We start from the raw sequence: 11,538 nt of genomic DNA, 5'->3' as shown, positions 1-11,538 counted from the left end.
ATCTTACCGATTGAAATAACCACATCACGATGGTTCACAACACTCACAACATCGATAAATCCAGCACATCACGCATATCATAAAGGCCGGATTTCTTGTCTTTCAACCATGCAGCGGCTTTAACGGCCCCATTGGCGAAGGTCATACGGCTGGAAGCCTTGTGCGTAATCTCTACGCGCTCGCCGATATCCGCAAACATCGCGGTGTGCTCACCGACAATATCGCCCGCGCGCACGGTGGCAAACCCTATGGTTTGCGCCTTGCGCTCGCCGGTATGGCCTTCGCGCGCGTAAACCGCGTGCTCATCCAGCTTCCAGTGCATGGCGTCGGCAATCGCCTCTCCCATCGCCAGCGCCGTGCCTGATGGCGCATCCACTTTGTGACGGTGATGCGCTTCCACAATCTCGATATCCGCATAGTCGCCCATCACTTTCGCCGCCTGCTGTAACAGGTTAAGCACCAGATTGACGCCGACGCTGAAGTTCGCGGCAAACACGATGCCAATCTCTTCAGCCGCTTCACGGATGGCTGCCTTACCGGCTTCATCAAAACCGGTGGTGCCAATCACCATCGCTTTTTGATGCTGACGGCAGAACGCCAGATATTCCAGCGTGCCTTCCGGACGGGTGAAATCGATCAGCACATCGAAATCATTCACCACCTGCCGCAGATCGTCGGTCACCCGTACGCCGGTTTTGCCGATTCCCGCCAGTTCACCGGCATCCGCCCCCAGCAGCGAGGAACCGCTGCGCGCCAGCGCCGCGCCTAACACCACGCCTTCCGCCTGCTGTGCGGCCTGAATCAGATTGCGTCCCATGCGACCCGGCGCACCAACAATAGCAATGCGGATTTCACTCATATTTATTCATTCCTGATACAAAACTATGCATGCAAAGCGTAAACAGGTTAACGGTCAGATAACAGTCACGCCACAATAATAACGGGATAATAAGAATTTTAGGCCAGCCGCGATAGATTATCAGTAAAAGCAATCCCGCCCGCTGGAAGTCACGGCTGAGGTGATAAAGGATAAAGAAAAGGCCGAACATTGTCGGCCTGTTTCTGTCAGCAAATTGAAGTGCTTACTGCACGTTGCGTACGTCGACGCGCAGCTCTTTCGGCACTTCAAACACGATATTCTCTTCACGGCCAATCAGCTCAATCGCCGCTTCGCCGCCCAGCTCACGCAGGCGCTGAATCACCTGCTGCACCAGAATATCCGGAGCCGAAGCGCCGGCGGTAACGCCGATACACTGCACGCCTTTGACCCACTCTTCCTGAATATCATCCGCAGAATCAATCAGCTTCGCCAGCTTGCCGGCACGCTGCGCCAGCTCCGCCAGACGATTCGAGTTGGAGGAGTTTTTCGAGCCGACCACCAGAACCACCTCCGCATCCTGCGCCAGCACGCGCACCGCTTCCTGGCGGTTGGTGGTGGCGTAGCAGATATCATCCTTACGCGGTCCAATGATTGCCGGGAAGCGCTGACGCAGCGCATCGATCACGTCCGAGGTATCATCCACCGACAGCGTGGTCTGCGTCATAAAGCACAGGTTGTTTTCATCTTTTACCTGCAGCTTAAACACATCCTCTGGCGACTCCACCAGATACATACCGCCGTTCGGGTTGCTGTACTGACCCATGGTGCCTTCCACTTCCGGATGGCCGGCGTGGCCGATGAGGATCGCTTCCACGCCTTTACGGCTGGCACGTGCCACTTCCATATGCACCTTGGTCACCAGCGGACAGGTGGCGTCAAACAGCATGGTGAGGCTGCGCGCTTTCGCTTCGGCGCGTACCGCCTGGGAAACGCCGTGTGCCGAGAAAATCAGGATGGCGTTGTCCGGTACTTCACTGATCTCTTCAATGAAGATCGCACCGCGCTCGCGCAGACTGCTGACCACATAGCGGTTATGCACCACTTCATGACGCACGTAGATTGGCGCGCCATACATCTCCAGCGCCCGCTCGACAATGCTGATGGCGCGGTCGACGCCTGCACAGAAACCGCGTGGGTTAGCTAACAGGATTTGCATCGCTGGCCTCCAGCACCGGATCGATCTCCAGCACTTCAATCTCGAATTTAATGCGCTGACCCGCCAGCGGATGGTTGAAATCGACGGTAATCGAGTCACCGGAAATTTCACGAATCACGCCCGGCATTTCGCTGCCGCCCATGCCGCTGAACAGCATGATGGCACCGACTTCCGGCTCGCCCGCGTCGATGAAATCACGGCGCGAGAAGTACTGGATCAGATCCGGGCTGGCAGCGCCAAAGGCGTCTTCCGGCTCCAGCGTAAAGGCGTGCTGATCGCCCACTTTACGCCCGACCAGCTCCTGCTCCAGCGCCGCCGACAGGCTGCCATCTCCCAGACGGAACAGCGCAGGCTTGCCGTTGGCGCGCGTGGATTCAGCCGTCGAGCCATCCTCCAGCTTCAGTGTAAAATGCACCAGCAGCGCGCTGTCGCGCTGAACGATGTCTGTCATCTGTTACCCTTATTTATTCGTGACCTGTTTGCCTTTCGGGCTGAGAAAGCCCTCCAGCACCACCAGCGCCGCACCGATGCAGATTCCGCAGTCGGCAATGTTAAAGGTGGCGAAGTGCCAGTCACCGACATAGAAGTCGATAAAGTCGACCACAAAGCCGTGCCAGGCACGATCAAACAGGTTACCCAGCGCCCCGCCGATAATCAGCGCGTAGGCAATGTTGGTTAATTTATTGCTGGCGCGATTGCGATACATCATCACCAGCAGAGACACCACAATGGCGATGGCGATACCGGCAAAGAACCAGCGCTGCCAGCCGCCTTTGTCTGCCAGGAAGCTGAACGCCGCGCCATAGTTGTGCGCGTAGAACAGGTTCAGGAACGGCATCAGCGGCTGAGTTTCATGCAGCATCATGTTGTTCATGACCCACTGCTTGCTGGCAAAATCGACCACGATCACCACCAGCACCAGCCATACCCAGCGCAGTCCGGTTGAGCACAGTTTACTCATCAGGCAAATTTCCGCACTTCACCGTTTCCGGCTACGTTGGTGTAGCAACGTCCACACACCGCAGCATGCTCCGGATTCTGGCCGACGTCAGTAGTGTAATGCCAGCAGCGCGGACATTTCTCGCCTTCTGCTTTATGCAGCGCGATTTTCAGACCTTTTAACAGCTCGCTCTGCTGCGCTTCGTCGCTGGCCGTCACATAATCCGCCACGGTCGCGCCCGAGGTCAGCAGCACGAAACGCAGCTCATCGCCCAGCGCCTGCAGCTTCGCCGCCAGTTCCGGATCGGCGTACAGCGTGACGGTGGCTTCGAGTGCGCCGCCGATGCGCTTGTCGCTGCGCGCCTGCTCGATCACCTTGTTCACTTCACCGCGCACTTTCAGCAGTTCTGCCCAGTACGCATCATTCAGCGGTTCATCCTGCGCCAGACCAAACAGGCCCTGATACCACTCTTCGGTGAACACGTACTGTGGACGCTCGCCAGGCAGATAGCCCCAGATCTCATCCGCGGTGAACGACATGATCGGCGCCATCCAGCGCACCAGCGCTTCAGCGATATGCCACAGCGCGGTCTGGCAGCTGCGACGCGCCAGGCTGTCGCCCTTCGCGGTGTACTGACGATCTTTGATCACGTCGAGATAGAACGAGCCCATCTCGATGGAGCAGAAGTGCATCAGACGCTGCACCACTTCGTGGAAATCGTAGTTCTCGTACGACTGCACGATGTCCTGCTGTGCCGCCAGCGCACGGCCTACGGCCCAGCGATCCACCACTACCATCTCTTCCGGACTGACGCAGTCGGTCGCCGGGTTGAAGCCAGCAAGGTTCGCCAGCAGGAAGCGCGCAGTGTTACGGATACGGCGATAGCTGTCGGCGGCCCGTTTCAGGATTTCGTCAGATACTGCCATCTCACCGGAGTAGTCGGTTGAGGCCACCCACAGACGCAGAATATCCGCGCCCAGCTTGTCCATCACATCCTGCGGTGCCACGGTGTTGCCGATTGATTTCGACATTTTGCGGCCCTGACCGTCGACGGTGAAGCCGTGGGTCAGTACCTGACGGTAAGGCGCTTTGCCTTTCATCGCCGTGGAGATCATCAGCGACGACATGAACCAGCCGCGATGCTGATCCGAGCCTTCCAGATACATATCCGGTGCGTGCCCGTCAAATTCCGGACGCGCATCCACCACCGAGAAGCTGGTCGATCCGGAGTCAAACCAGACGTCGAGGGTATCCGGCACTTTGACGTAGTGATCGGCGTCATCGCCCATCAGATCGCGCGGATCGAGATCCCACCACGCCTGAATACCGTCCTGCTCGACGCGCTGCGCCACTTTCTCCATCAGCTCCAGCGTATCCGGGTGCAGCTGCTCGCTCTCTTTATGGACGAACAGCGCCATCGGCACGCCCCAGGTGCGCTGACGCGAGATGCACCAGTCCGGACGGTTAGCGACCATCGCTTCGATACGCGCCTGGCCCCAGTCCGGGATCCACTGCACGCCTTTGATCTCTTTCAGCGACTGCGCACGCAGGCCTTTCTGATCCATGCTGATAAACCACTGCGGCGTAGCGCGGAAGATGATTGGCGTTTTATGACGCCAGCAGTGCGGATAGCTGTGCAGCAGTTTTTCCACGTGCAGCAGCGCGCCTTTCTCCTGCAGCAGCGCAACGATCATGTCGTTGGCTTTAAATACGTTAACGCCATCCAGGGTTGGATAGGTGCCCGGCAGATACGCGCCGTCCGGCCCGACCGGGTTAGCGGTTTCGATGCCGTACTTCTGGCCGATCACATAGTCATCCGGACCGTGGCCTGGCGCGGTGTGCACCGCACCGGTACCGGCGTCCAGCGTGACGTGCTCGCCCAGCACCACTTTCGACTGGATCTGCTCAAGGAACGGATGCTGGAACAGCTGCAGCTCCAGCGCGGCGCCTTTGCACTCGCCCAGCACCTGCCACTCACTGATGCCTGCGCGTTTCAACACCGATTCCACCAGATCTTTCGCGAGGATCAGGCTGCGGCCGGCAATCTGCACCAGCTGGTAGTCGAATTCCGGATGCAGCGAGATGGCGCGGTTTGCCGGCATGGTCCACGGCGTGGTGGTCCAGATAACCAGTGAAACCGGGCCTTCTGACGTTGCAACGCCAAACTTCGCGCGTACCGCATCGGCATCCAGCGCGTTAAACATCACGTCGATAGAAGGTGAAGTTTTGTCGTAATACTCCACTTCCGCTTCCGCCAGCGCGGAACGGCAGTCCATGCACCAGTGCACCGGCTTGGCGCCTTTGTGCAGATGACCATTACCGATGATCTTGCCCAGCGCGCGAATGATGTTGGCTTCGGTCTGGAAATTCATGGTCAGATAAGGACGATCCCAGTCGCCGAGCACGCCAAGGCGGATGAAGTCCTTCTTCTGGCCTTCAACCTGCTCCGCCGCGTAGTTGCGGCAGGCTGCGCGGAATTCAGCTGCGCTGACTTTCTCGCCCGGCTTGCCAATCATCTGCTCAACTTTGTGCTCAATCGGTAAGCCGTGGCAGTCCCAGCCGGGAACATACGGCGAGTCAAAGCCCGCCATGCCTTTCGACTTAACGATAATATCTTTCAGAATCTTGTTAACTGAGTGACCAATATGAATGCTGCCGTTCGCATACGGAGGGCCATCATGCAGGATAAAGGTTTTTTTCCCTTTTTTGGCTGCGCGGATGATGCCGTACAGGTTGTCATCATACCAACGTTGCAGCATTCCCGGTTCGCGTTTGGCCAGATCGCCACGCATCGGGAACCCCGTTTCCGGCAAATTCAGGGTAGATTTATAGTCACTCATCAGATTCTCGGTTCCGTATTTCGGTCATTAAACCGGTGTTTTTAGCCCAAAAAATTGGCGGGCCGTCACCACATCTTTCGCAATTTGTTCTTTCAGCGCGTCCAGCGAAGCGAAACGCTGTTCGTCGCGAATCTTCTGCTTCAGCACCACCTCAATGTGGCGCCCATAAAGATTCATATGTGTGTCGAGCAGGTGAACTTCAAGCTGCTGACGCAGACCTTTTACCGTCGGGCGCGTACCAATGTTTGCCACGCCGGGAATCGGCTGCTCGCCCAGCCCCAGCACTTCAACCGCAAAGACACCTTTTACCGGCGTCACGGTGCGACGAAGCGGGAGATTGGCGGTCGGGAAACCAATGGTGCGTCCCAGTGCATCACCGTGCACCACGCGGCCAGAAATACTGAACGGATGACCGAGCAGCTGCTGCGCCTGAGCAAAATCGTCCTGCGCCAGCGCCTGACGTACCGCCGTACTGCTGATACGTTTGCCGCCATCACAATAGGTCTGGGTGCTGATGACCTCAAAGCCATACTCCGCACCGGCTTTCTGTAATAACAGGAAATCCCCCTGGCGACCAGCGCCAAAGCGGAAATCATCCCCCACTGCGAGGAATTTCACATTGAGCTTGTCGACCAGCAGTTCGCTGATAAAGCTTTGTGCTGAGTGTGCCGCAAAACGGCGATCGAAGCGCACGCACACCACGGCGTCAACGCCTGCCAGTGCGAGGTACTTGAGCTTTTCACGCAGACGCGTCAGGCGCGCCGGCGCTTTGTCGCCGGCAAACAGCTCCAGCGGCTGTGGCTCAAACAGCATCACCACCACCGGCAGGTTGCGTTTACGTCCTTCGGCAATTAACTCCGCCATCAGCGCCTGGTGGCCGCGATGCACGCCGTCAAAATTACCAATGGTCAGGACGCAGCCGCGATGCTGCTCTTTCAGATTGTAAATACCGCGGATAAACTTCATGGCTGACTCAAACCGGTGGAAATCGGCGGATTATACCCTTGAATAGCGTTCAGGTTAACCCGTCTGCGTGCCTTTCCTGCGCCTGATTCAGCGTCAGGCGCCCGCTGGCTGGCGGCTCCGGCCCCATCACAACAATTTTGTTGCGAAATACTGTATTCAGCGCGGTGTTGCTGGTAGAATCTTGCGCCATCAATTACGTAAGCGGGTGTCGTGGTTAAAACGACGCTTTATTGCACAAATCCATTGACAAAAGAAGGCGCAAAAGGCATAGTCCTCGGCCTTTGATTTGTCCATATAGAACACATTTGGGAGTTGGACCTTGGCTAATATCAAATCAGCTAAGAAACGCGCCGTAACATCTGAGAAACGTCGCAAGCATAACGCGAGCAATCGTTCTATGATGCGTACTTTCATCAAGAAAGTATACGCGGCTATCGCAACCGGCGACAAAGCTGCTGCGCAGAACGCATTCAACGAAATGCAACCAATCGTGGACCGTCAGGCTGCTAAAGGTCTGATCCACAAAAACAAAGCTGCACGTCATAAAGCAAACCTGACTGCTCAGATCAACAAACTGGCTTAATCGCCGTCTGTTTATCGCTTTGTTAAAAGAACCGGCGCTTCGCCGGTTTTTTTATGCCTGCGATCCGTGGCTGAACAGCGCGCTGAAGTCGCGATGGCAAATGCGCTGCACCGCCGGATGCTGAATCATGCGCCCGGCAAAAATAACGTGATACTCCTCCATCACCGTCTCCAGCCTGCCGATCTCGCGCACGCTATCGTCACGATAGACATCATCCCCGTACAGCGTCGGTGCGACAAAGATCGCATTGTTCTGCGCGCCAAACGCCTTCATCAGCGCCGCATCATCAAATTCACCGAGAATCTCAACCTGTAACCCCTGACTGTGGATCCAGTTCAGCAGCTTGCGCCCCAGCATCGAGCGCCGGCCGGGCAACAGCAGGCGCCGCTGCTCCAGACAGGCCGGAAACGGCAGCTCAGGCAGTGGCGCATTACACCAGAAGCTAACCGGACATTCGCCGAGCTTGACCGAAAACAGCCCGGCCTGCTGGGTTGAATCTATCGGGCAGTCGGAGAGGATCATATCCAGCTTATGCTGGCTGAGCTGCTCCAGCAGCATTTCATGCGTTGATTCAAAGCAGCGCAGCTGAATTTTCTCGCCGGCCATCACCACCGTTTCCAGCACCTTGCTCACCAGCTGTTTTGACAGCGCATCCGCCACGCCAACATCAAACAGCAGATGCGACTCCTTGCGGTAGTTAACGATATCGAGCATTTCCTGGCTGAGCATAAACATGCGATCGGCATAGCGGAACACCAGCTGCCCCAGCTCGGTGGGCACCAGGCCGCGCCCCTGACGGCGAAACAGCACGCCATTCAGCTGCTCTTCCAGCGCCTTGATCTGGCCGGTCACGGTTTGCGGCGTCAGGCACAAGACTTCAGCGGCGCGCACCACCGAACCGGTTTTGCACACCTGCCAGAAGTAATAGAGATGATTAAAATTGAGCTGATTCATACGATAAAGGAGGCTTGCGCCTCCCCTTATTAGCGCAGTTTGATGCGCAGCAGCGTGTAACCAATCACCGCCGACAGCAGCGAACCGCTAAGAATGCCCAGTTTCGAGAACGTCACCAGCTGTTCATGCGCGGCGTCAAACGCCAGCGAGCTGATGAAAATCGACATGGTAAAGCCGATGCCGCACAGCACGCCAATTGCCATGATATCGCGAATAGTGGTACTGCCTGGCAGCGCCGCCAGCCGCATCTTCACCGCCAGCCAGCAGAACAGCGTAATGCCCAGCGGTTTACCAATCAGCAGACCCAGGATGATGCCGAGCGGCTCCGGCGACAGCACATCGCCAAAGGTGATGCCGCTGAGTGAAATACCGGCGTTGGCGAACGCGAACAGCGGCAGGATCAGCCAGTTGACCCACGGCATCAGGCCATGCGCCAGGTGCTCAGCCGGTGAGTGACCCTCTTTCTCCTCCAGCGGTACGAAGAAGCCCACCACGACGCCCGCCAGCGTGGCGTGCACGCCGGACTTCAGCACCGCGGTCCACAGCACCACGCCTACCAGCATATACACTGCGATGTTGCGCACACCGCAGCGATTGAGGATCGCCAGCAGCACGATAGCGCCGCCCGCCACGCTCAGCGACAGCACTGACAGATCGCTGGTATAGAACAGCGCAATAATCACGATGGCACCGAGGTCATCAATGATCGCCAGCGCCATCAGGAACACTTTCAGCGCCGCCGGTACCCGGCTGCCGAGCAGCGCCAGCACGCCGAGCGCAAAGGCGATATCGGTGGCCGTGGGAATTGCCCAGCCGTTGCGGGCTACCTCGTTATCATGATTGAACAGCAGGAAAATGAGCGCCGGGGCAACCATGCCGCCCAGCGCTGCAATCACCGGAAAGATCGCGCGATCGCGGCTGGCCAGCTCGCCGCTGATCAGTTCGCGCTTCACTTCGAGGCCAATCAGCAGAAAGAACAGCGCCATCAGCGCATCGTTAATCCACAGCAGCAGGTTTTTGCTGATATCCAGCGCGCCGAAGCGAATCTGTACCGGCTCCGCCAGCAGGTTTTGATAGCCCTGCGCGGTGGCGGCATTATTGGCCAGCACCATCGCCGCCACCGCCGCCAGAATCAGCACCATGCCGTTGCTGGCGTCACTTTCGATAAAGCTTTTCAGCAAGCTTCGAATACTACGGGGTTTGTTCACAACTCCTCCTGAGCAGAGACATTTGGTGGAGAAGTTTAGCCGCTGAAACACCTCGTTAAAAGCAGCTTATGTCTCGTTTATTGCTCGGGATTTTCGAGTTATTTGCCAGGCCGGGCGTATTGCAGCGGAGGGAGGGGCTGAAAGCGGACGGACGCAATACGGCGCTGGTCGCTAAGCAGGTAGCGCGCCGTCAGGCCTGGTGGTTAGTGCAGGTCAGCAGCGTCACGTCATCCGTACGCTGCTGTGGCAGCGCATTATCGCCGGCAATCTCATGCTGGGCGCAGTGAGGCTGATGCGGATGCAGACCGCCTGGCGGCGAGAAAGGCTCAGCCATCTGGGCACTTGCCAGCGCGGAAAACGCCACAAGCGCTGTTGAAAGTAACAACGGTAGAAGTCGCATAATTTTTTGTCTTTTCACTATAACGGTCCGGAATGGACCAGGCATGCAGGTGATAATCCAGCCTGAGAGGTGGCAAACAGTGTTTTCCACGGTCAGTCAGGTTTCAGTGAAGGATTTTACGCCACTCAGGCGCAGGAATTTATAAAATCGTGCGGTTTATCACAGTTTACCGCACGATTTATGCATTATCCGACTTTGACCGGAATGTAAAAGGTGCCCTGCAGCAGATCCGGCGTGCTGTAGCGGAGATCGAGCTTAATCAGGTCCTTGCCCGGCCGCCGCGCCACGCCGAGCGCAGGCAGATGGTTGTAGTACACCTCTGCGGTGAACGCATTGATCTCTTCCGGCGCGCCGTGCCAGTCAATCTCCGCATACAGTCCGCTTTCACCAGTCCAGTTCTGTACATTGCCGGTCAGCACGTCGGCGTACTGGCTCTCCAGCGCCTGGAACAGGCTGATATGCTGCTGATCGCTGGAGTTAACCCCCGGGCTGAACTGGAAACCCAGCCAGCCGCGCTGCACATGCTGGCCGGCGAAGGCGATGAAATCACGCGTATGCTGCGCCACCACGTGATTGTGGTGGTCAATGTATTCGCCGAAGCGGCACTCCCACTCAATCACTTCTCCGCACAGCTTCAGCTCCGGCTTCTCTGCCAGGCGCGCACTCACCCACTGCCGCTGGGTTGAGATGCGGCTGTGGAAGTCTTTCATCTGCATCTCAGGAATGCGGCGATAAGCGCCTGGCGTCATGGCGAAGTGGCTTTTAAACACCCGGGTAAAGTTTTGCTGATTATCAAAGCCAAACCGCACGGCGATATCGATAAGCGGCATGCTGGTCAGGCGCAGCGCCATGGCAGAGAGCGTCAGACGACGTTTGCGCGTGTACGAGGCCAGCGTCTGGCCGGTCATCTCTTTAAACATGCGCTGCATGTGCCACTTGGAGTAACCGGATTTCAGGGTAATCAGATCGATGTTGAGCTCGTCGGTCAGATTGGCCTCGATCCAGTCCACCAGATCGTTGATGTACTGTTTTTTCAGATTCAGGCTGAGCATTTTTTTAATTGAATGGGTTGGGAAAGGCGGTGCTTTTGCGTAATCCGTCACATAAATATAACAAAATCGTATGGATAACGTAAGGAAGAGTAAAGACAGCGAGACGCGAAAAGCATTAATTGCTTAGGTAACTAACCTTTTATCGTCTTAACGGCATCGCATCATTGAGCAGTGATTTGCCTGCGCATAGCGGTGCGCATTAATGCGCCCCCTGTAAATCGTATCCGCAGGGGCGCTATTAATGGCGACCAAATGCTGGTCAATCTGATGGGCCGACACATGATCGGTGCGCATCAATGCGCACCCTGTGAAAATCGTGCATCACCTTGCAGGGTCGCCATTTATGGCGACCGATAATGCCGGGCAGGCGTGCCTGCCCTCATCGACCACTCAGTGCGAACGCATGCCCGCTGCCGTCATCATCATACGAAACAGTGATGCCACCACGCCCAGTGCCAGCACGCTTGCGCCGTAGATGATTACTAACCACAGCACGCGCTTCCACCAGGGGGCTTTCGTTTCAGTGGGGTTGCTCATATTGCTGACCTCGGTTTGCATC

General features: G+C 57.0%; 12 protein-coding genes. 1 reads left to right on the top strand and 11 read right to left on the bottom strand.

What is annotated here, in order from left to right:
• Window positions 1–43 precede the first annotated feature (43 nt).
• The 6 genes from dapB to ribF all read right to left on the bottom strand — a co-directional run bounded on the left by dapB (window position 44) and on the right by ribF (window position 6,782).
• Window positions 44–859, bottom strand: coding sequence for a 4-hydroxy-tetrahydrodipicolinate reductase (dapB, locus tag C1Y42_RS17045; protein ID WP_021507594.1), 816 nt, complete (start codon window positions 857–859; stop codon window positions 44–46).
• A 223-nt stretch (window positions 860–1,082) separates the two neighbouring features.
• Entirely contained in the window at window positions 1,083–2,036 is a 954-nt protein-coding gene (gene ispH, locus C1Y42_RS17035; protein WP_021507596.1) for a 4-hydroxy-3-methylbut-2-enyl diphosphate reductase, read from the bottom strand.
• Window positions 2,017–2,487: an FKBP-type peptidyl-prolyl cis-trans isomerase gene (fkpB, locus tag C1Y42_RS17030; protein WP_021507597.1), complete on the bottom strand. Its 471-nt coding sequence runs from the start codon at window positions 2,485–2,487 to the stop codon at window positions 2,017–2,019. Before fkpB ends, ispH begins: the two co-directional genes overlap by 20 nt.
• A gap of 9 nt (window positions 2,488–2,496) precedes the next feature.
• Window positions 2,497–2,997: a signal peptidase II gene (gene lspA, locus C1Y42_RS17025; RefSeq protein WP_021507598.1), complete on the bottom strand. Its 501-nt coding sequence runs from the start codon at window positions 2,995–2,997 to the stop codon at window positions 2,497–2,499.
• Window positions 2,997–5,816: an isoleucine--tRNA ligase gene (ileS, locus tag C1Y42_RS17020; protein ID WP_104093992.1), complete on the bottom strand. Its 2,820-nt coding sequence runs from the start codon at window positions 5,814–5,816 to the stop codon at window positions 2,997–2,999. Before ileS ends, lspA begins: the two co-directional genes overlap by 1 nt.
• A 27-nt stretch (window positions 5,817–5,843) precedes the next feature.
• On the bottom strand, window positions 5,844–6,782 hold the full coding sequence (gene ribF / locus C1Y42_RS17015) for a bifunctional riboflavin kinase/FAD synthetase (RefSeq protein WP_058774845.1): 939 nt from the start codon (window positions 6,780–6,782) through the stop codon (window positions 5,844–5,846).
• Window positions 6,783–7,101: 319 nt separating this feature from the next.
• Here ribF and rpsT point away from each other — a divergent pair, with 319 nt between their 5' ends.
• Window positions 7,102–7,365 carry a 30S ribosomal protein S20 gene (rpsT, locus tag C1Y42_RS17005; protein ID WP_013507813.1) on the top strand — a complete coding sequence of 88 codons (264 nt, stop codon included), beginning with the start codon at window positions 7,102–7,104 and terminating at the stop codon, window positions 7,363–7,365.
• Between the two features lie 51 nt (window positions 7,366–7,416).
• Here the strand turns inward: rpsT and nhaR are convergent, their stop codons facing one another.
• From nhaR to C1Y42_RS16985, 5 genes are all read right to left on the bottom strand, one after another.
• A complete protein-coding gene (gene nhaR, locus C1Y42_RS17000; protein ID WP_104093991.1) occupies window positions 7,417–8,319 on the bottom strand; it encodes a transcriptional activator NhaR in 903 nt (300 codons plus the stop codon).
• Window positions 8,320–8,348: 29 nt separating this feature from the next.
• Window positions 8,349–9,527: a Na+/H+ antiporter NhaA gene (gene nhaA / locus C1Y42_RS16995; RefSeq protein ID WP_104093990.1), complete on the bottom strand. Its 1,179-nt coding sequence runs from the start codon at window positions 9,525–9,527 to the stop codon at window positions 8,349–8,351.
• 190 nt (window positions 9,528–9,717) lie between these two features.
• On the bottom strand, window positions 9,718–9,861 hold the full coding sequence (locus C1Y42_RS23465; RefSeq protein ID WP_164861030.1) for a hypothetical protein: 144 nt from the start codon (window positions 9,859–9,861) through the stop codon (window positions 9,718–9,720).
• Window positions 9,862–10,112: 251 nt separating this feature from the next.
• Window positions 10,113–10,979 carry a helix-turn-helix domain-containing protein gene (locus C1Y42_RS16990; protein WP_058780419.1) on the bottom strand — a complete coding sequence of 289 codons (867 nt, stop codon included), beginning with the start codon at window positions 10,977–10,979 and terminating at the stop codon, window positions 10,113–10,115.
• 390 nt (window positions 10,980–11,369) lie between these two features.
• Window positions 11,370–11,537 carry a DUF2474 domain-containing protein gene (locus C1Y42_RS16985; protein WP_064511421.1) on the bottom strand — a complete coding sequence of 56 codons (168 nt, stop codon included), beginning with the start codon at window positions 11,535–11,537 and terminating at the stop codon, window positions 11,370–11,372.
• Between the last annotated feature and the right edge of the window lies 1 nt (window position 11,538).

Origin of the sequence: Pantoea sp. ICBG 985 (assembly GCF_002928365.1) — a bacterium.
GTDB lineage: Bacteria > Pseudomonadota > Gammaproteobacteria > Enterobacterales > Enterobacteriaceae > Pantoea > Pantoea dispersa.
This window is presented reverse-complemented; position numbering and strand designations above follow the sequence as displayed.